This is a genomic window from Marinobacter sp. UBA2498, from assembly GCF_002341575.1.
In the GTDB taxonomy this organism is placed as follows: domain Bacteria; phylum Pseudomonadota; class Gammaproteobacteria; order Pseudomonadales; family Oleiphilaceae; genus Marinobacter; species Marinobacter manganoxydans.
Genome location: NZ_DDOI01000150.1, coordinates 9,557 through 30,475 on the forward strand (window position 1 = coordinate 9,557; position 20,919 = coordinate 30,475).

Annotated in this window: 25 protein-coding genes; 11 read left to right on the top strand and 14 right to left on the bottom strand. The window is 56.0% G+C overall.

From position 1 onward, the window contains the following. Window positions 1-11 precede the first annotated feature (11 nt). Entirely contained in the window at window positions 12-356 is a 345-nt protein-coding gene (locus B2W52_RS20795) for a PBPRA1643 family SWIM/SEC-C metal-binding motif protein (RefSeq protein ID WP_008172500.1), read from the bottom strand. Between the two features lie 260 nt (window positions 357-616). Between B2W52_RS20795 and B2W52_RS20800 the strand changes: the two genes are divergently transcribed. Then, window positions 617-910, top strand: a complete 294-nt coding sequence (locus tag B2W52_RS20800; RefSeq protein WP_273017556.1) for a hypothetical protein — start codon at window positions 617-619, stop codon at window positions 908-910. Window positions 911-1,088: 178 nt separating this feature from the next. Continuing rightward, window positions 1,089-1,721, top strand: coding sequence for a DUF1294 domain-containing protein (locus tag B2W52_RS20805; protein WP_008172495.1), 633 nt, complete (start codon window positions 1,089-1,091; stop codon window positions 1,719-1,721). 176 nt (window positions 1,722-1,897) lie between these two features. Here B2W52_RS20805 and B2W52_RS20810 read toward each other — a convergent pair whose 3' ends face one another. The 3 genes from B2W52_RS20810 to B2W52_RS20820 all read right to left on the bottom strand — a co-directional run bounded on the left by B2W52_RS20810 (window position 1,898) and on the right by B2W52_RS20820 (window position 3,341). Then, a complete protein-coding gene (locus B2W52_RS20810; protein ID WP_273069017.1) occupies window positions 1,898-2,578 on the bottom strand; it encodes a flagellar basal body-associated FliL family protein in 681 nt (226 codons plus the stop codon). A gap of 30 nt (window positions 2,579-2,608) precedes the next feature. Next, complete coding sequence (locus tag B2W52_RS20815) at window positions 2,609-2,776, bottom strand: hypothetical protein (RefSeq protein WP_273017554.1); 168 nt, start codon at window positions 2,774-2,776, stop codon at window positions 2,609-2,611. 121 nt (window positions 2,777-2,897) lie between these two features. Further along, complete coding sequence (locus B2W52_RS20820) at window positions 2,898-3,341, bottom strand: YHS domain-containing (seleno)protein (RefSeq protein WP_273017553.1); 444 nt, start codon at window positions 3,339-3,341, stop codon at window positions 2,898-2,900. 196 nt (window positions 3,342-3,537) lie between these two features. Here B2W52_RS20820 and B2W52_RS20825 point away from each other — a divergent pair, with 196 nt between their 5' ends. Beyond that, window positions 3,538-5,679, top strand: coding sequence for a sensor histidine kinase (locus B2W52_RS20825; RefSeq protein WP_273017552.1), 2,142 nt, complete (start codon window positions 3,538-3,540; stop codon window positions 5,677-5,679). Between the two features lie 79 nt (window positions 5,680-5,758). Here the strand turns inward: B2W52_RS20825 and B2W52_RS20830 are convergent, their stop codons facing one another. Continuing rightward, window positions 5,759-6,202: a response regulator gene (locus tag B2W52_RS20830; protein WP_273069014.1), complete on the bottom strand. Its 444-nt coding sequence runs from the start codon at window positions 6,200-6,202 to the stop codon at window positions 5,759-5,761. 172 nt (window positions 6,203-6,374) lie between these two features. On the opposite strand from B2W52_RS20830, the gene B2W52_RS20835 reads away from it, so the two are divergent. Continuing rightward, window positions 6,375-8,363, top strand: coding sequence for a fibronectin type III domain-containing protein (locus B2W52_RS20835; RefSeq protein ID WP_273017550.1), 1,989 nt, complete (start codon window positions 6,375-6,377; stop codon window positions 8,361-8,363). 150 nt (window positions 8,364-8,513) lie between these two features. Here the strand turns inward: B2W52_RS20835 and B2W52_RS20840 are convergent, their stop codons facing one another. From B2W52_RS20840 to B2W52_RS20850, 3 genes are all read right to left on the bottom strand, one after another. Further along, window positions 8,514-8,720 carry a cold-shock protein gene (locus tag B2W52_RS20840; protein WP_008172483.1) on the bottom strand — a complete coding sequence of 69 codons (207 nt, stop codon included), beginning with the start codon at window positions 8,718-8,720 and terminating at the stop codon, window positions 8,514-8,516. Window positions 8,721-9,001: 281 nt separating this feature from the next. Then, window positions 9,002-9,811 (bottom strand): outer membrane lipoprotein YfiB, encoded by an 810-nt coding sequence (gene yfiB / locus B2W52_RS20845; RefSeq protein WP_008172481.1) that lies wholly within the window; start codon window positions 9,809-9,811, stop codon window positions 9,002-9,004. A 27-nt stretch (window positions 9,812-9,838) separates the two neighbouring features. Then, complete coding sequence (locus tag B2W52_RS20850) at window positions 9,839-10,225, bottom strand: DUF4398 domain-containing protein (RefSeq protein WP_008172479.1); 387 nt, start codon at window positions 10,223-10,225, stop codon at window positions 9,839-9,841. A 228-nt stretch (window positions 10,226-10,453) separates the two neighbouring features. Between B2W52_RS20850 and radD the strand changes: the two genes are divergently transcribed. From radD to B2W52_RS20870, 4 genes are all read left to right on the top strand, one after another. Then, window positions 10,454-12,211 carry a DNA repair helicase RadD gene (radD, locus tag B2W52_RS20855; RefSeq protein WP_286804012.1) on the top strand — a complete coding sequence of 586 codons (1,758 nt, stop codon included), beginning with the start codon at window positions 10,454-10,456 and terminating at the stop codon, window positions 12,209-12,211. Window positions 12,212-12,300: 89 nt separating this feature from the next. After that, window positions 12,301-12,783, top strand: coding sequence for an FKBP-type peptidyl-prolyl cis-trans isomerase (locus B2W52_RS20860; RefSeq protein WP_273017548.1), 483 nt, complete (start codon window positions 12,301-12,303; stop codon window positions 12,781-12,783). A gap of 16 nt (window positions 12,784-12,799) precedes the next feature. Next, window positions 12,800-13,255 (top strand): metallophosphoesterase family protein, encoded by a 456-nt coding sequence (locus tag B2W52_RS20865; protein WP_273017559.1) that lies wholly within the window; start codon window positions 12,800-12,802, stop codon window positions 13,253-13,255. A gap of 139 nt (window positions 13,256-13,394) precedes the next feature. Continuing rightward, on the top strand, window positions 13,395-14,309 hold the full coding sequence (locus tag B2W52_RS20870; RefSeq protein WP_092033397.1) for a DUF4124 domain-containing protein: 915 nt from the start codon (window positions 13,395-13,397) through the stop codon (window positions 14,307-14,309). On the opposite strand, the gene B2W52_RS20875 is transcribed toward B2W52_RS20870, so the two are convergent. From B2W52_RS20875 to B2W52_RS20885, 3 genes are read right to left on the bottom strand one after another with little or no spacing between them, the layout of a single operon-like run. Further along, a complete protein-coding gene (locus B2W52_RS20875) occupies window positions 14,304-14,528 on the bottom strand; it encodes an MBL fold metallo-hydrolase (RefSeq protein ID WP_273017547.1) in 225 nt (74 codons plus the stop codon). The genes B2W52_RS20870 and B2W52_RS20875 overlap by 6 nt on opposite strands. After that, complete coding sequence (locus B2W52_RS20880) at window positions 14,492-15,022, bottom strand: MBL fold metallo-hydrolase (protein ID WP_273017546.1); 531 nt, start codon at window positions 15,020-15,022, stop codon at window positions 14,492-14,494. Before B2W52_RS20880 ends, B2W52_RS20875 begins: the two co-directional genes overlap by 37 nt. Further along, window positions 15,012-15,611: an NUDIX hydrolase gene (locus B2W52_RS20885; RefSeq protein WP_008172470.1), complete on the bottom strand. Its 600-nt coding sequence runs from the start codon at window positions 15,609-15,611 to the stop codon at window positions 15,012-15,014. Before B2W52_RS20885 ends, B2W52_RS20880 begins: the two co-directional genes overlap by 11 nt. A 226-nt stretch (window positions 15,612-15,837) precedes the next feature. Between B2W52_RS20885 and B2W52_RS20890 the strand changes: the two genes are divergently transcribed. Beyond that, on the top strand, window positions 15,838-17,409 hold the full coding sequence (locus tag B2W52_RS20890) for an inorganic phosphate transporter (protein ID WP_008172469.1): 1,572 nt from the start codon (window positions 15,838-15,840) through the stop codon (window positions 17,407-17,409). Here B2W52_RS20890 and B2W52_RS20895 read toward each other — a convergent pair. Further along, the gene (locus B2W52_RS20895) at window positions 17,387-17,632 is read right to left on the bottom strand and encodes a hypothetical protein (protein WP_008172468.1); all 246 of its coding nucleotides are present in this window, start codon (window positions 17,630-17,632) and stop codon (window positions 17,387-17,389) included. The genes B2W52_RS20890 and B2W52_RS20895 overlap by 23 nt on opposite strands. A gap of 38 nt (window positions 17,633-17,670) precedes the next feature. Next, window positions 17,671-19,479, bottom strand: a complete 1,809-nt coding sequence (locus tag B2W52_RS20900; RefSeq protein WP_092033390.1) for a Na/Pi cotransporter family protein — start codon at window positions 19,477-19,479, stop codon at window positions 17,671-17,673. A gap of 202 nt (window positions 19,480-19,681) precedes the next feature. On the opposite strand from B2W52_RS20900, the gene B2W52_RS20905 reads away from it, so the two are divergent. Together B2W52_RS20905 and B2W52_RS20910 are read left to right on the top strand one after the other, a co-directional pair. After that, window positions 19,682-20,149, top strand: coding sequence for an AtaL-like protein (locus tag B2W52_RS20905; protein WP_167450398.1), 468 nt, complete (start codon window positions 19,682-19,684; stop codon window positions 20,147-20,149). Window positions 20,150-20,212: 63 nt separating this feature from the next. Beyond that, window positions 20,213-20,647 carry an SRPBCC family protein gene (locus B2W52_RS20910; protein ID WP_273069006.1) on the top strand — a complete coding sequence of 145 codons (435 nt, stop codon included), beginning with the start codon at window positions 20,213-20,215 and terminating at the stop codon, window positions 20,645-20,647. A gap of 23 nt (window positions 20,648-20,670) precedes the next feature. Here the strand turns inward: B2W52_RS20910 and B2W52_RS20915 are convergent, their stop codons facing one another. After that, on the bottom strand, window positions 20,671-20,874 hold the full coding sequence (locus B2W52_RS20915) for a hypothetical protein (protein WP_008172460.1): 204 nt from the start codon (window positions 20,872-20,874) through the stop codon (window positions 20,671-20,673). Window positions 20,875-20,919 lie beyond the last annotated feature (45 nt).

Sequence of the window (20,919 nt, forward strand, 5' to 3'; positions counted from 1 at the left end):
TCCGCCGGTTATCAGCCGCAGCACTTCTTGAATTTGAGCCCGCTACCGCAGTTGCAGATATCGTTACGTGAAGGCGATTTTACCGTGGTAACCGTCCCGCCTTTGGTCAGGATAGCAGTGAGCTCGGTAATGGACTCAACGGCGCCCTCGCGGGTATCCACCGAAATGTTTGCGTACAGCTTTGCCCTGGCCACCTGCGCTTCGACTTCCTGCTTGCGCGCGTCACTGGTTACCACCAGCGTAAGCGGGTATTTCTTGCTGCCACTCTTCTGGCTGGCGTTGGTCTGAAAGCCGCCGTAAGCGGTGTGGTGCTGGCGTGCGTCCTGCCGGCCTTTGAAGAAAAATTTGTCTGACATGCTGAGATCCTGATGGGGAGAATGCCCGGGCTATTGCCGGGAGGAGTCTTTTAGCATGCTTATGGAGACGGCGATATAGGGAGATACAAAATCCGCCCGCTCCCCCGTGACGGTTTTGTGACCTTTCCTTGATCGACTTTTTACCCAGCCGTGACGGCCGCGTAAGCGTTCCTGCTTAGTCTGCATTCTGATGCTGCTGGTCTTCAGGTATGGGGGCGGCAGTGTCGAATAGACACTATTTCCAATAAGGAGAATGCACAATGAAAAGCCTGACAGCGACGCTTTTGGCCCTCGGTACCACCCTGGCCCTGATGGCCCCGGCCCATGCGGACGACATGGACAAGGGCAACAAGGGAATGGACGACACCATGATGCAGGACGACATGAAAGATGACGGCATGGCCAAAGACTCCATGAAGTCCGACACCATGGACACCATGAATGACGGGATGAAGACCGAAAGCATGATGGATGAGGACATGAAGAAAGAGGGAATGGAAAAAGACGCCATGAAAAAGGATGGAATGTCCGAAGGGGATAAAACATCCATGTAATGGCCGGAAATTTTCCTGGTTGTAGTGGCAAGCTTAGCGTTGGTGAGCTTGCTATGAACTGAGGGGGTAACCGGAGTAAAATCTCGTGAAGTATCACGGAAAGTCCGCTCTGGAGTCTGTTCCAGTGCTGCGGGCTTTTTGTGTCAGGCACAAAACTAACTATTCAGGGAAGAAATAAGTGAATCAAAAGGGGTTTCTCACCTCATGGAACGATGCCAAGGGCTTCGGTTTTATCACGCCGGAAAACGGGGGCGAGCGTCTGTTTGCTCACATCAGCGCCTACAAGGGGCAGGGCAGGCCCTCGGCCAGCCGTAAGGTCGTTTACTCGCAGACCAAAGACGAGAAAGGGCGGTTAAGAGCGGCCAGTTTCCAGTACGCCGGCGTCGCACGGCACCGCGCAGCGGTCGCGCCCGGAGTATGGGTTGCGCTGTTGATTGCTGCTGCAGTCGGTGGGGCGGTGTCGACGTTGTATCTTTTGGGCTATGTGCCGGTTCTGTTGCCGGTGGCTTATGGGGTGATGAGCCTGGTTACCTTTTTGATGTACGCGATCGACAAAGGAGCCGCCGAGAGTGGTAACCGGCGCGTGCCGGAGGGACGGCTACACCTTTTTGAGCTTCTATGTGGCTGGCCGGGTGCGCTGGTGGGCCAGCAATTCTTTCGTCATAAAACCCGCAAAACCTCGTTTCAGGTGGTCTTCTGGGTTTATGTGATTCTCAATCTTGCGGTGCTCGGCTGGCTGTTGTTCTGGCCGGATGCCGAGTTTGCGCGGCAGGCGCTGGAGATTAAACCGGTCATGCTCATCAGGATGTAGTTATGCAGAAGGTCTGTTCAGAAGAGGCTTTGGCGGGCAGCGATTCGCGGAATTCGCCAGGGTGTTTTCTATTGGCGATATACGTTGTGCGCTGGAGCGGCCCTATGAGCTTATGACGCAGAATTGAATCAGGGCATACGATCTGCTTCTGAGTTGGCCACGAAACACGTCAGAGGCTACTCTTTGAGCCGAACGAGCAACCGCCCATCCTGGACCTGGATATAGTCAACGCCGGCTGCAAAGGATTGCCAGAACCCCGGGTTGGCACCGAACTCGTTGACCAGATCCACGTTCTTGAGGTTGCCCAGCCAGGCATTCGGGATGGGAACGCCCATCAGGCTCACTCCCTTTAACTTAACCAGCGGGCGACCGTTGGCAAAGGAGAGTTCCACTCCTGCATTTACTCGCACCGTTCTGCCGCCGAGTACAGGGAAACCCTCTTCAAAAGGTACGAGAAGCACCGCGCTCAGAAGATCGTCCGAGAGATCGACGGCGAGTCGTTGAGCCAGATCGGTGTTGTTGGCGAGCATGCCGTTGAGTTCCCGCTCGCTGAAGCGTACCTCCCGGCTGGCACCTTCCTCACTGTAGGGCTCTGGCTTTAACGGGCCGGCAGATCCACCACCTTGGGTGTCAATCCCCAGGGTGTTCAATTTGCTGTTGAGTGAATTCTGTTCACTGGCATTCAGGGTTACGGGTTCGAAGTTGTCTGGGAACACATAGTGGCTTAACCACCAGTAACCAATGCCTGCTGTGGCAACGATGGTGAGCAGGACAATGCCAAAGACGTGTAAGCCACTGAAGCCCTTCTTTGCGGGTGGTGGCGCGGATGTTGATTTATCGTCGGTTGTTTCACTCATTGCCGATGGCACCGCTTTGACGCGGTGGTTTCAGTTCCCTTTTTTGAATTTCGCTTTGCAGTTCCCGCTCATGCACATGGTGCAGTAATGCTCACGGTCCTCGAGCTTGGTGCCCTCTGTGATCTTGATGCCACAGCCGTTGCAGAGCAGAACGGCAACGTCGCCTTCAAATTTCACAATAGCGTGTTCGTATTCCATAAGACACTCCGGTCCTGATTTAAAATGCCTCATGAGTAGTACGGTATTCGCAGCGGGGCAGACCGCTGGCGGGCTGCTACCACCGGCGTGTTTGAGATTAAACCGCGATAAACTCTTTTCGTCATTCCAGAACCTTTGGCCAGTTTGCGTCTGCCTGTCGAATGAAGCCCTCTGTGTCCTTCAGCCATCGATCCTGAACTGACTCATTGTAGTTGAGATACAGCCGGCCATCGCGGATGGCCCAGTGTTGAGGGTCGCCTTTGGCGAGGTAGCCTTGGGCAACCGCCCAGGCGCAGTAGCCGCCGTAGGCAGGCAAGTAGCGTTCAGGATTGGCTTCGAAGCGCGTCAGGTTCTCTGCACTCGCGAATCGCCAGGTTACGCCCAGGTGCTTTGTGGTGTATTCGCGCGAGCCTTTGGCTGGTTTTCCCGTTTCGAAGTAGCTGACTGTGTCGTAGCCGCCCGCCCCGGTATTGCTCAGCAGGCCGGTGTAGACGGCAGGCTCAGAGGCCCGGGCGCTGGCGGTCAAGAAGAATACGAGGGTGATGAATGTCAGCTGTCTGTTCATATCGATTTCCCCGAAGGATTTCAGGCATTTTGGAATTCTGCGCCGTGCTATCCGGTTTTAGAACCGGAACTATCAGTTTTGTTTCACTGGATTGACGTTAACGTGGGAAAACCGGCCCCCTCATTCAGGGTGTCGCAAATCCTCCCTTACGTGGCTAATCTGAAAAGCAATCTATAGGGATTGTGGAGGATTTCAGATGGCACCCAGGCAGCGGTTTCTGCTGATTGCCGTCGTGGCCCTGGCGGCCATTGCCATCTCAGCGCAGGTTGCGCTGTCGTCGCCCTGGCTGGGGCTCGAGCTTTCGCCCCATGATGGGCCGGAAGGGCTCCGGGTTGATCGGGTGCACCCGGATTCACCGAACGCCGGTGTTATTCGGGTGGGCAGCGTAATTGTGGGGCTGCAAGCGGCGGATGGTCGGCAAATCCCGCTGCATGGAAATCTGGTGATGGAAGAACCAGACCTGCTGAGCCACACCGATCTTAATCTGTTTATGAAGCGCCAGACCGAATTGGATCAGGCGCTGCGCTCAGGCGGGGCAAGGTTTGTTCTCGCATCCGGTGACCAGGTGCCGGTTGTGGCCATCGATACGCCGTGGCGTCAGCTCTCGGGTGGCTTTTCGATTCACACCTTTTACGGGCTGATTGCTTTGCTGGTGGCGGTTGGCATCTGGGCCTTCCGCCCGAAGAGCGCAGCGACCCGGCTTTACGCGCTTTCCGGCGTAGCAACCATGGTGAACACCCTGACTCTCGCCATCTACGGCGATCGAGAGTTTGTGCTGAGTGGCGATGTGTTTGAGGTGGTTTCTGCGGTTAACCACCTAGCCACGCTCATGGTGAACGCTTCCCTGGTCTCCCTGTTTTGGGTGTATCCGCGCCCGCTTGCCCGTTTTCCCGTTCCGGCACTGATGATTTGCATCGCACTGATCATGTGGGTTCTGAGCGAACTCCAGGTGGGCGAAAGCGCCCAGGTGACGGTCTACCTGCCTATTGTCGTCGGTTATGTGCTTGGCTTGTGCTTTGCGGCTGCCCAATGGGTGGCCTCGAAAGGTCGCCCCCTCGAACGCGCTGCCCTGAAGTGGTGTGTATTGGCAATTTTCCTGGGCAGTGTTTTGCTGATGGGGCTGGTGATCATACCGCCAGCCTTCGGCCACCCCCCGCTCGTGCCGCTGCTGGTGGGGTTCGGCGCCTACCTGATTCTGTACCTTGGCATCGCGGCGGGGCTGGTGCGCTATCGCCTGTTTGATATTGAGCGGTGGTGGTTCAAGACCTGGCTCTGGTTTGCCGGGGGGCTGATGGTGCTGGTGTTGGATGCGATCCTGATCATGGGCGTTGGTTTGACCAGCACCTATGCGTTGACTCTTTCGCTTGCCATTGCGGGCTGGCTTTACTTTCCATTGCGGCAATGGCTTTGGGATCGATTCGGGCAGCGTTCCAGCATTTCTCTGAACGAGGCTCTCAGGGAGCTGGTGGATAAGCTTTTTTCTGCCTCTACGGAAGCGGAAGTTCGCAGGGCCTGGCCGGATCTGCTGCGCATGACGTTTCAGCCACTCAGTCTGGAGATGCCCGATGCGCCGGATAAAAAGGCCGCGGTGGCAGTATCGGCAGACGGTGTGTTGATGGAGCTGCCTGCGCTACCGGGTGATACCCGGCGGGCGAGCCTGGAATTTGCCAGCAATGGGGCCCGGCTGTTTACCAAGGAGGATATGCGGGTGGCGAACCTGCTGTATGACCTTACTGGAAAGGCGTTGCAGGCGCTGCAGGCCCGTGATGCGGGGGCGAAGAAGGAGCGCAGCAGAATCATGCGGGATCTTCATGACGATCTGGGTGCCCGGTTGCTGAGCCTCGTGTACGCCACGGACACAGGAACGGTGCGCGAGGTGGCCCGATCGGCCCTGAGGGACCTGCATGGGCTGGTAGATACCACTGCAGGGACACCAGCCAGTCTGTTGGAGGTGGCCAACGGCTGTGAGGGTGAAATACGCCAGCGGCTGACGGACTCGGGTATCGAACTGGATTGGCAGGCAGATCCCATGAGGCTGTCTGACCAGGAGCTTTCGGCCCGGGCTGCTGCCAATATCGCGCGCATTCTCAGGGAAGCAATTTACAATATCATCAAACACGCCAATGCTGATCGGGTAGAGGTAACGTGGAGTCGTGATAGCGACCATCTTCTCGTGCGGGTTTCCGACAACGGCAAAGGCGAGACCCTGGATGGCCAGGGTGACGGGCACGGCCTCAGAACCATGCAGGTTCGTGCCGAGGACCTGGGCGGTCGTGTTGATTGCCGGGTGTTGGCGGAAGGCGGCTTTGTTGTGGAGCTGACGCTGCCGGCAGCCTAGCTGTCGATCATACCCATGCGCATGGCTTCCCGGGTGGCCTCCGCCCGGGAGGACACCTCCAGCTTGCGATACACGGTTTTCACGTATCCGGCGGTGCAAAGGTTGCCAGGACCCGCCTGGCCACCGACGGCGACAGTGGCGGCTCATCGTCAATAATACCCGCCAACCGGCGAGCCAGCTCGGATTGGGATTGCTGTTTCAGCAGGTATCCCCTGGCGCCCGCCCGTAGTGCCGGGAACACATGGCGGTCGTCGTCGTGGATGGTTATCACGATGCAGAGGCACTCGGGCACCGCCTCGCGCAGGTCGCGGATAAAGTCGATGCCATTACCGTCTGGCAGGCTGAGATCAATCAGAGCAATGTCCGGCTCAAGATCCGCCTGTTGAAGGTGAGACACTTTATCCCTTGCCTCAGTGAGCCGGTTGGCAACGGTCACCGAAATCTCCGGAAAAACTTCCTTGAGCACGTCGCGCAGCCAATCCTGAGCGCCTGCGTGATCTTCCAGAATAAACCCCAACTTCATTTGATCGTCCTGATGCTCTTGGGTTGCCGCTCTTTCAACATAGCCCCCTCAAATGGGGGAGTCAAAGCCGGCCAAGGTCCCCTCAGGTGCGGTCTGCTGCCGTTGGTTCATGTCCGATAGCCTAGTGACGGACAGCGTAAAGCAACGGCTTTACGAACAAGGAGGCAGTCGAATGAAAACATTGAATGTTATACTCAGGGTGTTAACCGTTTTGGCCGTGTGCTTTGCCCTGGCGGGCTGCTTACGGAGCAGTGATTCAAATGATGATGACCTGGTTGAGGAAGATTCCAGCGAGGAGGTCGGTGGCGATGATGTCGCTGACAGCGGTGATACCGGGGACAGCAGCGGTGATGGCGGGGGTGGTGGCACAGCCTCTGGCGCACCAGCCGCGCCAGTGGTTACGCCCGCCTACGATGACTGGACGCTGACTTTTACCTGGCCGGCAGTGGCCGACGCAGACTTTTACCGCGTGTTTGAAGACCCGGACGGCGTGAGCGGCTTTACCCAGATAGGTTCGGACCTGACTGCCAACGAATACACCAACAATATCAGCCTCACCGAACGCAACGGCGCCCGTTATGTCGTTGCCGCCTGCAACAGTGAGGGCTGTACCGATTCCAGTGAAGTGACGGTTGATGGCCTGGACAGCGGGATCACGCCCATCGTGGTAAGTGGCGATCCGGCGCCGGGCATTGGCAGTGGCGCCGTGTTCAGCGGTGAAGTTGGCACCCAGCTGAGGTTTGATGTTAACCAGGCCGACGACGCCACGCTGCCCTCAAGCGATGCTACCTACAACGGTTTTTTCAACGTACTGATCGATAACACCGGTCAAATCATCTTCGGTGGTATCCTGAATCAGCAATCGGGCTCGGTGACGGATCAGGTCGATGGGCTCAACAATGAGGTGCTGTTACGCAGCAATGCCGGCACAACGTCTGTGATCGCCCGGGAAGGCGACCCTGCGAGGAATGGCACCGAGTTTCCGACACTGGATGCGGGAAATATCTACTTTACAGAGAATATCCAGGGTAATCGGTTATTCTCGTCCTTGAGTTCAGACGGCAATGGTGCGATTACCTTTAAGCCCGGGTCGAACACGGATGCCTTCAAAGTGGCAGACGATTCGTTTTATCCAGCGGGCAGCGCATTTTGGACGATCACAGGCTTGGGGCAGAAGGCCCAATCGTTAAAGGCCGGTGAAACGCTACTTCCTGGCAATCTCGAGCCTAAAAACTTTGGTTCCCTCGAGTTTGACAGCAACCAGGCAGAGCAACTGGTGTTTGGGCTGTCGCTTCAAAACGCGGACGGGACTGCGCTGGCCGGCTCGGAGGATACCGGTATATACGTCCGTAATGCCGATGGCAGCTATCGGGAAGTCGTGCGGGAGGCTGGCGGCTCCGCGCGGGACTTTATTTATAATCTGAACTCGGCGAGACCTCTGCTGACCGATAACGGTGAAGTGTTCTACTACGCTCTTAGAGGGGTTTCCGGGCCGGCCAATCGGGGCATCTACACTGATTCGCTGGGTAACGGTGATTTTACCCGGATCAGCCGTAGCGAGCAGACGCTCCTGCTGGATGATGGCTCGCTCTTTGAGGTCACCGGTTTCATTGGCGGCGCGAACTCGTTCGATGTGGGCGCCGACGACTCCGTGGCCTTCCTGGTCAATTCCGGCACCCTGGATCAGGAAGACGCTTTGCTGGTCTGGACCAACGACGGAACCAGTGCCACCACGGAGGTGTTTTTCCAGGAAGGGGATCCCGTTCGAGGTTTGCCGGATGCCTCCGGTGTGGAGCTTGCTGTTAGCTTGGGCTCGAACACAACCAGATTGGCGTTCAGCCGGCAATCCTGGGCGGCATTCCGGGCGAGCGATGAGGCGGACATCAATAACCGCAAGAGTCTGCTGCTTGCCTCCAGCCCTTCAGGTTATACCCGCGTGATCGCGAGGGAAGGGCAGCAGTTCGCGGTTGATGGCGTCAATTACGGTGTTGTGACCGAAATCCTGGATTTCAAAATGGCTGCGCCGGCCGAAATGATTGTGTCATTGCGATTTGATGAAGATGGTATATCCGGCCTGCAACCAGACGGCTCTTTTGTGGGGCCAGACGGCAAGAATGGGCTCTTCCGTGCTGTATTGTGCAGCCCCTCAGAGCCCTGTTAACAGGAACTCGGTAACTGCAACATTCATCGGCAAGGTAAACGGCATATCAAAAATAAACGGGTAGGGTGCCAGCAGCGATCTTGCCCGTCTTCTTTCAAATAAAAAAGGCAGCCCTGGGGCTGCCTTTTTTGATCACGTATTGGCTGTTATTTACAGGCCAATAACGTTTTCTGCTTGCGGGCCTTTTTGGCCCTGAGTCACGGTGAACTCAACTTCCTGGCCTTCGGCCAGAGTTTTGAAACCGCCACCCTGAATATTGCTGTAATGAACAAAGACGTCTGCGCCGCCTTCACGAGTAATAAAACCAAAACCTTTTGCTTCGTTGAAGAACTTAACGTTGCCGGTAATTGTAGACATAGATAGTTATCCTGAAATTAATCAATAAGGTGCCGTCAAAGGATCGTTGTGATCATTGATCAGCGATATGCGGGAAATAAAAAAACGTGCAGGATCAAAAACAGGACAAAAGGTGTGGCAACACAAGAGGTCTTATTCGTGAAATGCTTTGCTAAATCTTTCCAACGAGAAAGACAGTACGCTAATTAAAAGGCCCTGCATAGCAAAGTTTTCAAATGTTGCGAAAAACCGGGACAGATTGGTTTGCTGGACAAAAATCTGTCCCGGTGCGCATTCGCGTTCTAACGTTCTTTTATATTGCCGTCCGCATCGGAAATCACTATCTCGACCCGCCTGTTCTGTTGGCGCCCTGCGGATGTTTCGTTCGTCGCAACCGGGTATTGTTCTCCGAATCCCTGCACTTCAATCCGGGCGCGATTAATACCTCTATCCATCAGGGCCTCTCTTACAGCCTCAGCCCGACGCTCTGACAGTTGTTGGTTGTAAGATTCTGCTCCGGTGCTGTCCGTGTATCCTTCCACGCGCACGCGACGGTTTTCATATTCAGCCATGAAGTCAGCCAGGCGGCCTACTGTCGTTTCCCCGGCAGGTTTCAGTTCAGCACGATTCAGGTCGAACAGAACGTCACCGAGGGTAAGTACCATGCCACGGTCTGTCTGTTCGGCCTGCATAGCCTCCATTTGCCGGCGCAATTCAGCGGCTTCCTGCTGGGCAGCCTGAGCCTGTGCAGAGCGAGCCTGCAACTCCAGTTCCTTGCGTCTTTCTTCGGCGGAATTTATCTGTTGCTGCAGCTTGGCGCGTTCGGCCTGCTCCCGGGCAATCTCGGCATGGCGATTGGCCAGGTAGGCCGCATGCTCGATTTCCGCGGTGCTGGCACCCTCTTCCAGTAATCGTTCAGCGCGGGCCAGCTGATCCCTGGCGCTTCTTAGCTGGCGGTCGCCACTGCGGGCAACGTCTGGATCGGTTCGAATGTCCTCATAGGCCGCCTTTGCTTCATCAACCATCTGATTGTCCTTGGGCGTACTGGCACATCCGGCCAGGAAGACGGAAAAGCCGACAACCATGCTCAAAATCATGTATCGATTGTTCATATCAATCTCCTGTTTAAGCTGGCGCCCTTACTGGCTTCCATTCATGCGTTGGCGAAGAGACTCGATGTTCCTGTTGATCTCTTCCACAGCCTGTCTGGCTTTTGCAGTTTCGGCACGCGCGCCGGCCAGCTGAGCATCGACGGATGCCTGTTCCAAAAGGTGCAGTGCTCTCTGATAATTCTCTTCGCTCATTTCATCGTCGATGAGCTCTTCGGCATCGGCAAGCTTGTTCTGGGCCTGATTCAGCAGCACTGGCTCAAAGTTTCTTGCGTCGGATGACACCGCTTGTTGAACGGAAGATTCGGCGGCTCGCATTTGAGAGGTGGGGGGCTCGACGGAGCCTGCGCAACCGGTGATGGCGACGGCTATGCCGGCAATCCCGACGGCGCCCAATATCGACATATAATTGCTCATGCAATATCTCCTTCTACTGGAAAACGGAGGCCTGACTGATTCCTTTAATCCAGTCAGGTTGCTGATCTGTGGTAATGGACCTGGAGGAGAACTCAGGGTATCTGTCAGCTCAAACGCCTCTACTTCCTCAATTCAAAGATAGCAGTCAGTGGTGTTGTGCACATGAGCATTTATCAATGAACATTAACAGCCGAAACACACTGTCTGAGAACGAGTAAGCCCTCCAAAATGAACGCTCCTTTCAAACTCCGGCCTTATCAGCAGGAAGCGGTTGATGCCACGCTGGCTCATTTTCGAAAAACCGATGAGTCCGCCGTTATCGTGCTGCCAACCGGTGCTGGGAAAAGCCTGGTTATTGCCGAGTTGGCGCGTCTCGCGAAGCGAAAGATCCTGGTGGTAACCCACGTAAAGGAGCTGGTGGAGCAGAATCACGCAAAGTATCAGAGTTATGGATTAACCGGCGGGGTTTTCTCTGCCGGGCTGAAGCGGAAGGAAAGTCACCACCAGGTGACCTTTGCCAGTGTGCAGTCGGTATCGGCGAACCTGGATCAGTTTCGGGACGAATACTCGCTGGTCATTATCGATGAATGCCATCGGGTCAGCGGGGAAGAAACCAGTCAGTATCAGCGCATCATAGAGCTCTTGCGGCAACAGAACGATTCTCTGAAAGTGCTCGGGCTGACTGCGACGCCTTACCGTCTGGCCATGGGCTGGATCTATCGCTATCACTATCGGGGCTTTGTTCGGGGCGAGGATGACAAGCCCTTTCAGTACTGCATTTACGAGCTACCGCTGAATTACATGATCAATCGAGGGTATCTCACCCGGCCGGAGCTGGTGAACGCGGCAGTGGCGCAATACGATTTCTCTGCGCTGCCCCAGGACCGCTTTGGCGAATACGCCGAGAGGGACGTTAACCAGCTGCTGAGCAAACACAAGCGCGTGACCCGGGCGATCATTGAGCAGGTTGTGGAGTTGGCTGCCGAGCGTCAGGGCGTGATGATCTTTGCGGCCACCGTGGAGCATGCGCGGGAGGTTGCCGGGTACCTGCCAGAACACGAAACTGCCTTGATAACGGGCGCCACCGATCTGAAGGATCGGGACTTGCTGATTCAGCGCTTCAAGCAGCGGCAGTTGAAATATCTGGTGAATGTGTCCGTGCTCACCACGGGCTTTGATGCGCCTCATGTGGACTTCATCGCCATTCTTCGGCCCACCCAGTCGGTGAGTCTCTATCAGCAAATAGTGGGCCGCGGGCTTCGTCTGGATGAGGGTAAACAGGATTGCCTGGTGATCGATTACGCCGGCAACCATGTGAATCTGCATCATCCGGAAGTGGGGGAGCCAAAGCCGAACCCTGATAGTGAGCCGGTGCAGGTGTTCTGCCCGGGCTGCGGGTTTGCCAATATCTTCTGGGGCAAAACAGACGATGATGGCCGTGTGATCGAGCACTACGGCCGCCGTTGCCAGGGGCTGCTGGAGCCGGTTGACAGGGTTCAGGATGAACGCCCGCAGCAGTGCGATTACCGTTTCCGCTTCAAGGAGTGCCCGCATTGCGGGGCCGAGAATGATATCGCAGCCCGTAACTGCCACCAGTGCCAGAAAGCCATCATCGACCCGGATGACCAGCTCCGGGATGCGCTGAAACTAAAGGATGCCATGGTAATCCGCTGCGCCGGGATATCGCTGGTCGCCGATGGCAGCAAGTTGAAGATCACCTATCACGGGGAAAATGGGGAAGAGGTCGGCGAGTCGTTTGATTTCAGCAAGCCGGGCCAACGCGCTGTTTTTAACAGACTGTTCGGGCGTCGTTTTGCCAATAGCCAGGCCCCGCAAGCGTTCAGATCAGCGGATGAGGTGCTTGAGCTGGAGGCCTTATTGCCGGCACCGGATTTCGTGATTGCCCGCAAGCAAAAACACTATTGGCAGGTGCAGGAACGGGTTTTTGATTATCAGGGGCAGTTTCGGAAGGCGAATGAAGTTTAGGCCCGGTTTTCCTATCCTGCTTTTACTTGCCTGCAGTCAGCTCCGCTGCTCGTTATAATGGCGTATCTAAAATCATCGAAGAGAACCCTATGCCAATTGAAAAGAACCAGGTCGTCCTGTTCCACTACAGCGTTCGTGATGAGCAAGACAACGTTGTTGAAGACTCCCACGGCGGCGAGCCGAATGCCTACCTGCATGGCCATGGCGGCATCATCAAGGGCCTGGAAGAAGCCCTGGAAGGTCGCGATGCCGGCGATACCTTCAGTGTGACTGTCACTCCCGATAAAGCCTATGGGCCCCGCAAGCCCGATGCCATCCAGCGGGTGCCGATCAAGCATCTGATGGGGGCCAAACGATGGAAGGCGGGCATGGTTGCTCAGGTACAGACCGAGCATGGGCCTCGCCACGTGGTTGTTGCCAAGGTAGGCCACAAATTCGCTGACGTTGACACCAACCATCCGATGGCCGGCAGAACCCTGACTTTCGATATTGAAGTGATCGACGTGCGCGCCGCCACTCCAGAAGAACTGTCCCACGGCCACGCGCATGGCCCCGGCGGGCACCACCACTAAGCATCTGGGGGCAGGCATGCAGATCGGCGTGATTGCAGATACCCATAGCAAAATGCGTCCAGAAGCCCTGGAAGCCTTGAAGGGCTCGGAGCTCATCCTGCATGCCGGCGATGTCGGGCGGGACGACGTTCTGGACGCGCTCGAGGCGATCGCGCCGGTCATTGCCATCCGCGGTAATATCGATAAATCCGGCCGTGCAGCTGAGCTTCCCGATACTCGAGATCTGGAGTTTCTCGGCCAGGCCGTTTACATGCTCCACGATGTCAAAACCCTCGACTTCGATCCGCAAGGCCGCTACCGCGTGGTGATTGCTGGCCACTCCCACAAACCCCGCAACGAGTGGATTGGCGATGTGCTGTACTTCAATCCCGGTGGCGCAGGCCCCAGGCGCTTTACTTTGCCGATTACGGTGGGGCGGCTTGTAGTGAATGAAAACGGTGTGACTGGTGAGATTATTGAACTGCGTACCTGATCGAAAATGGCGTTACACTAAATCTACCGGTGTTGGCGGCACCGTTCTTTCGCCGAACCATTTTGGGCTTCGAGACTAACTTTCAATTTTTATCGGGTAAGGCGCAGTGATTAAAAGGTTAAGGAAAGCCGTTTATCCAGTGGTGGTTTTAACGCTGTTTATGATGGCTGCGTGCCCGGTTTCTGCAAAGATCTATAAATGGGTGGATGAAAACGGCCAGGTGCATTTCGGCGATCGGCAGGATCACCGGGTCGCGCAGGAAGTGGTCAATGTTAAGCCAGGTGCCTCTGAATGGTCGCGTTTTGAGATCGATATCAGAACTGTTGATGTTGAGCTGAGCGAAGCGGAACACCAGCAGATCGTTGAAGGCGTAAACAACGTCTATGAGTTCTTCGACCGGGTGATGTCTTTTGATATGCACCGGACGGTGCCGGTCAATATTCTGATTCTCAAAGACAGCGCGGCATACCGTAACTACCTCGTCCGACGGAACAGGGGGATGGCTGTTGCCTCTTACGGGCTTTACATACCTTCCGAACACCAGATCGTCGTCTATGTTCGTAAAAACAGAAATCTCACCTTCAAAACCATCAAGCACGAAGTGAGTCATGCGGTTGTCGATACCATCGTTCCCTATGCGCCAGCCTGGCTGAACGAAGGGTTGGCAGAGCAGATGGAGACCATTGAGCGCGATGAATCCGGCTTGTATTTTGAGCGCCACCGTGAAAATCAGTGGGTGGTTGATCAGGCACTTGAACAGGGCCGTCTGGCGGGCATCGATCAGCTATTGAAGCTGCCAAGCAACAAGTGGCGACATTCTGATCTGTCGGGGCGCGGAAGCCTGCGGGCCCAGTCTGGCCAGTTCGTGTATTTCCTGATGTCCAAACCTACCCGAAGAAACTTTGTGGTGCGCCTGATGCACAACTTTAATCGGGGTGATCGCACCATCTCCTATTATCTGGTCAACGACAATTACATTGGTGGTGTAAGCATGCTGGCCCTCGACTGGCGGCGCTGGTTGCACGATCAGGGAGAGGGCGTCGTCAGGTTATAAGTTCGAAGCCGGCGACCAGACTTCCCCGTGCTGCATCACCCGAAAATCCGCTTCGTTCAGCCCTTGTCGCTCCAGGGCGGCCCTTAGCCGTCGGGGTGGCTCGTCCATGGGCTCGTCGGTGAGCACGAACGTGCCCCAGTGCATCGCCACCGACTGTCGGGAACCGATATCCTGATGAATGCTCACCGCCTCTTCCGGGGCCACGTGCACCGGCGCCATGAACCAGCGCGGGTCGTAGGCCCCAATGGGCAGAAGCGCAGGTTATCTCCGAAGCGCCGGTGTAACTGGCGCACGGTTTTTTCATCAAGGTGGTCGTAGTGGTTGTGGGAAATCAGCACCAAATCAATCGGCGGCATGTCTGCTACCGTCAGGGCCGGCGGTGTATAACGCTTCGGCCCGACCAGTTGAAAGGGGCTGGCGCGTTCCGACAGTACCGGGTCGGTGAGCACGTTCAGACCACGATACTGGAACAGGAACGAGGCGTGACCCAGCCAGACCAGTTGTGGTTCTTCGGGCGGACTCATCAGGGAATGCGTATCTGGCCGCAGCAGCGTGAAGCGTTTTCCCTTCGGGAAGTTGCGGCCCGGGGCCAGTTGCCAGCGCATAAAATCGCCAATGCCATGTCGGGGGACTGGCTCCAGGTTGCGGTACCTGCCCCGATAGAAATGCGGTTCCGCAGCAAGAGCGGCAAGGCGGTTACGGTCAACGGTCATGGATCGAACTCTCATTCTTGTCAGGGGCCAATGCCAGTAGCTCCTGCAACATGCTGTAGCTTAATCCCCAGATGCAGGCATCCTGGTAACGGCAACAGGGCATGTTGAGTGTGCCCAGGGGCGTGCGCCAGGAAAGTCGGCCCTGGTTCGCGTCTGCGCCGAGGTAGTCCATCGGCACCCAGACCGCTCGCTCGACTTCGTGATTCGTTGAGACCGACTTCGGTCCCCGCCACTCGAACACATAGGGGGTGACCACCATCGGGCGCCAGCGGCTGTGATGGCGGGTGACCAGGTCGGACAGCCGGGTGAGAAAACGGCCGTGGCGCCTCAGATCCATGCCGGTTTCTTCCAGTGTTTCCCGCTCGGCAGCGGCCCGTGCAGATGCATCTTCAGGTTGCAGGCGGCCGCCCGGGAAAGCCATGTCGCCAGACCAGGGGTCACCCTCCCGACGGGCCCGCTGGATAAAGAGCAGCTCCTTGCCACCGTTTTCTGTGCTTCGAAAGATAAGGGCGACGGACGCTCGGGCGAATCGGCGCCGAAACGGTATCTTGTGGGGGCGCAAATGGCTTAGCCAGGATTTCGAGGTCAAGAAAGACTATCCTCTGGTAATGGTTGGTTATAGTTAAACACATCCTGCACAGGCTAGACGCAATCCCGATATTCAAAACTTCAATCTGACGGCCCGCTGGCTATTGTCGGCTCCTTCGCCGTGCGCAAAACCGGTCAAAATTTTCTGGCTTTGGTCTACATTGTATTGAAGCGAACGGTAAGTCACCGGTTATCGCACCAATGATGGACACCTTGGCGGTAGGCTGATGGAGCTGGAGCAGATCAATGCCATAGAACGGGCAACCCGTTATGGGCGCGCCGAGGTGCTTCGCCTCGGTGTGGCCGTGATCTTCATTGTCGGCATCATGTTGTATGTCCGCTCGATAGGGGCGGATGCGCCAAACATGGTCATGCTGGTGGCAGCGGCCATGATCGGCGGCTACATGGCGATGAATATTGGCGCAAACGATGTCGCCAATAACGTAGGCCCTGCCGTCGGTTCCAAGGCTCTTACGCTTGCGGGTGCAATCGCCATTGCCGCGATCTTTGAGGCCAGCGGCGCGCTTATCGCCGGTGGCGATGTGGTGAGCACGATAAAAAAGGGGATTATTGATCCTGCCCTGATTGGCGATGCCGACACCTTCATCTGGCTCATGATAGCCGCTTTGCTGGCTGCTGCACTGTGGTTGAATGTTGCCACATACGTGGGCGCGCCAGTCTCCACGACACACTCAATTGTTGGTGGTGTTATGGGTGCGGGCATCGCTGCCGGAGGCTCGGGCATTGTTGATTGGGGCCAGTTCGGCCAGATCGCTGCCAGTTGGGTTATTTCCCCGGTGCTTGGCGGTGCCATTGCAGCCTTGTCTCTATACCTTATCAAGCGCCGGATTACCTACAAGCGGGATATTGCCCAAGCTGCGAAACACAACGTTCCCCTGTTCGTTGCAATCATGGCCTGGGTCTTTTCGACCTATCTGGCGTTGAAGGGATTAAGCAAGATTGTCGAGATCGGGTTACTCCCCGCCGTTGGGTTGGGGGCAATCGTCGGAGCCATCGTGTGGTGGCTTACAAAATGGTTGATTCACCGCCACTCCGCCGAGGTGGAAAACAGCAAGGCGGGCGTTGATGGCCTTTTTACTATCCCGCTGATTTTTGCGGCCGCGCTTCTGAGCTTTGCCCACGGCGCGAATGACGTTGCCAACGCAGTCGGCCCGCTGGCCGCGATCAATGAAGCCGTGCTTCAGGGCGGAATAGCGTCCAAGGCCGCGATTCCCAGCTGGGTGTTGTTGGTGGGTGCACTTGGTATCGCGCTTGGCCTGGCACTGTTTGGCCCCAAGCTCATACGCACGGTAGGTTCGGAAATAACGGAGCTCGACCGGATGCGGGCTTTCTGCGTAGCGATGGCTGCGGCGGTTACGGTTATCGTTGCCAGTCAGTTAGGCCTTCCGGTGAGCTCAACGCATATTGCGATAGGGGGTGTGTTTGGCGTTGGCTTTTTGCGCGAACATCTCAAAACGACCTATCGCCAGAAGATTGATGAGATCGAGGCGCACTATGCCGGAGAGGACCGGGAGAAAGTAGAGCGGGTGCTGGAGGAGTTCGAGGAAGCTTCCTTTGAGGAGAAGGGGCAAATTCTACAGAACCTCAAGAGGAATAATGGTGGCACGGCACCGATCTCGAAAAGCGATCGCAAGGGTCTGAAAAAGGTTTATCGCCAGGAGCTGGTAAAGCGATCAGCGGTGTTCAGGATTGTGGCTGCCTGGATTGTCACCGTTCCATTATCGGGACTGTTAGCGGCTATGCTTTTCTTCACGATCAGGGGGATGCTTCTTCCATAAGCTCTCTCAGTTTGGCAAGTTGCGCCTCAACGACTCGCAGGCGAACTTCTGTTTGAGCGGGTGTTTCCCCCGGGGCGCCGGAAGTCAGTCGGTCGCGGTATTTCTCCTGTTTCTCCACCAGCCGCTCTTCAAGCCGCTTCAGTTCTTCAAGCTCCAGGGACTTACCCTTGTCATGGTCGCCCAGAATATCGTCAAGCTTCGCCACAAGATCCTTGAAACCCACTGTTCCGTCCTCTCTGTTTAAAGCTTAATCGGAATTCGTCATGGCATGACTTCTGCCCGCCCTGCGTCGCTCACCGACAGCTCCTCTGTGGTTCGAGCGGCTTCAACATCCATGGCAGTCAGGAGCTCGCGGGTTCCTGTCAGAATAGCATCGACGGTTTCGCTGGCGTAGGCAGAGTCGTTTAGCAGAGACGTAGCCATGGCGGCATCAATCCGTTTTGCACCCAGGAGTTTTGTGACACGACCGACCATCGATTCGCGGTCTACTCGTGCACGCACAGCGATCTCGTCGAGCTCCAGTATTGCTGCGCTGGCATCCTCAAACCGGCCTTCGTAAAAACGATGGGTCTCACGCAGTACCATCGCGACTCGCAGTCGAAGCTCGTTGTACTCTTTGCGAATCGTGGCGTTATCCGACGCCATATAAATTGTGAGATTCTTGCGTAGGTGTTTGACATGCTTGATGGCTTCGACCATCTCCGCGGCAGCATGCTGAAGACGATAAAGCGATTCGGTGGAGTTGGCCGGCGACTCCCGGGTCATTCGCCCGGAAATAAAGTCGAGAATGGCGTTGTACAGGCGTTTTACTCGCTGTCGGTAGATCAGGTCGATGTCGATATCGATGCGTTCCCGGGAATTGTTAATCATCGCTTCAAGGTCATCGCTCTGGCGAATATTTTCGCGGTGCAGGTGGAGACCATGGGCAAGGATAACGAAGGCTTGATCGAACAGGTGCCAGACCTCCCTGCGCACTGCCGCGTTTGCACTATCGGGTGAGTCCATCGCAGCCTGATTCAGGTACCGCGGCTGTGCGGCGACCTCTTCCTCTCGCTCTGGCAGCCAGCGCTCGAGTGCCCGTGCCATTCTCGATATCAGTGGCAGCATGATGGCAACACCAAGGCAGTTGAACAGGGTGTGGAATACGGCGAGCTTGACCGTGTAGTCATCGTCGGCGATCGACATGAGGGCTGACAGGGCATCCACTGACCAGCGCAGGGGCTCGATCAGCACCAGGGCAATCACCGCCGTTACCGCGTTGAACAGGAGATGGGCGCCTGCCAGACGCTTGCCAGTGATATTTGCACCCAGACCACCGATCAGAGCGGTGACGGTTGTACCAATATTTGCACCAATGGCCAGGGCCAGAGCGTTTTCGTAGGTAATCTGGCCCGTGGCCAGACCGGCCAGAGTCAGCGCCAGCGTCGCATGGCTGGATTGCATCACGACGGTCGCCAGAATTCCGAGGCCTGTGTAGACAAGAAGTCCTGAGATACCGTCCATTGCATACTCGCGCAGATCGACAGCCGACTGATAGCTTTCGAAGCCCGCCTTCATGAAATCGATACCGAGAAACAGAAACCCGAGCCCGGCGAGAATTGCACCGAAGGCTTTCCAGGCTCGTGGTTGCTGAAAATTCAGTACCACGCCAAAGACAAGCATCGGCAAGGCAAAGGCCGAAAGGCTCATTTTCATACCGATGGTGGCGAATAACCAGGCGCCGGTCGTGGTGCCAAGATTGGCGCCGAAGATAATGCCGATACCCGTGATCAGCGGAAGCAAGCCGGCGCTCAAAAACGAAATCGTGATCACCGATACCAGGGAACTGGACTGCATGATGGCGGTACTGACGATGCCAAAACCGAGGCTTTTCGGAATCGTATCGGTTGTACGACGCAGCACGCTCTCGAGAAAACCACCGGTAAACTGGCGAAACCCGTTCTCCAGCGAGAGCATGCCGAACAGAAAAATGGCAACGCCGGCGGCAATCTGTTTGAACTCTGGGCTCACCCATAGCGCAAGGGCGAGGATTCCGAGGATCAGAGCAAGAAAGAGTTGGCGATAGTTCACTGGGATTCAACGTCCCCTTTTATGAATTATTTGACTATCAGGTTGCACTGGAACCATTCCAGTGATCATCCTTTTGAATTGTAGGCTGTTAACTTTTTAAACGCGTACCCAAACCGTGAATCGAACTTTAATAACCCGGCATTCATCGCAAAAAGGCGAGCGATTGAAACCGTGCCTTGCGATGCGCACGACAGGAGGCCAGATGACGTTCGAGCATATCGTTCAGATAAACGACCTGACCAAGCCAGAGCTACCGGTTCTGACCCGATTCCAGGTGTGGGAGGGGCTGGTGCTCAGGGCCCGGCGCCCGGACAAGTTCCTCGTTGGTGTCGATGATTACGAGATTCTGGATCAGGGTCCGGCTTACCTGAAGCGTAGCCTCCAGCTGCCGGGACTGCATGTGGTCGATGAAGTCACTTTCTGGCACGAGGCGAGGATAGAGTACCGGACTCAGCCAACGGCCAACCTCCCGGCCGCAACACTTGTCATGGATATCGAAGAGCCCGAGCCGGCATCACTGTTTGTCCGTTTCCGGTATGAAACAGCGAGCATCGAGAACCGCGGTGATTCGATGCCCTATGACCAGTATCTTGAACAGGCCTATGTAGCCACAGACATTGAGACGATTCAGATCATTCGGCAGTTGGCCGAGACAGGGGTATTCCGATAAATCCCACTCGTTTGATGGAGTGGGAGCGTATCCTGTCCGTGAGCCCAAAGTTGAGGAGTAGCCATGTTTCGCATACATGTCGAACGAGTTCTCGAGAAGGATATTGAATCAGTCTTTGAAGCCATCTCCGACCACGCCCGCTATTCCCGGTTTCCCGGGGTTAGCAAGTCTTTACTGATTGAAGAGGGTAGAGATGAGAAAAATGGCATTGGCGCCCTGAGAATTGTCGGAGCGGGCCGGCTCGAGCTCACTGAGCGTATTACCCGGTTCGAGAGGCCAAACCGAATGCACTATCAAATTGAAAAATCGAGCCCGTTCACCGTTCAGCACACGAAGGGAGAGATTGTTTTAAAGCCAGAAGGCGAACAGACCCGGGTTACCTGGGTTTCTGAAGGGCACGTGCAAGTGCCGCTGCTGGGTGGGGTAATGGACCGATTGGCTGAGCGCAGCTTTTCCAGAGCCTTCAGCTCTTTGCTCAAGGCTATTGAGCGCCTCTAGAGCTTGAGCTGAGCCCACACTATTCATAACTCGACAAACCGTGGCACAACCATGAGCCCTACACCCACTGCCAGCATCTCCCAGGCGCTGCTGGCCAGGTAGGGATACAGGATCATGGCAATGCCGCAGTAGCGGGTGACGATGTTTTTCCTGCGCCGGCCATACATGAAATAGGCGAAACCGATGCAGCCAAACAGCAGCGACAGGAAGATGTCAGCGGTTTCCATGCGGTGAACTCCTCCGGTAAGTTTACCCGTATAGACTAATTGTAG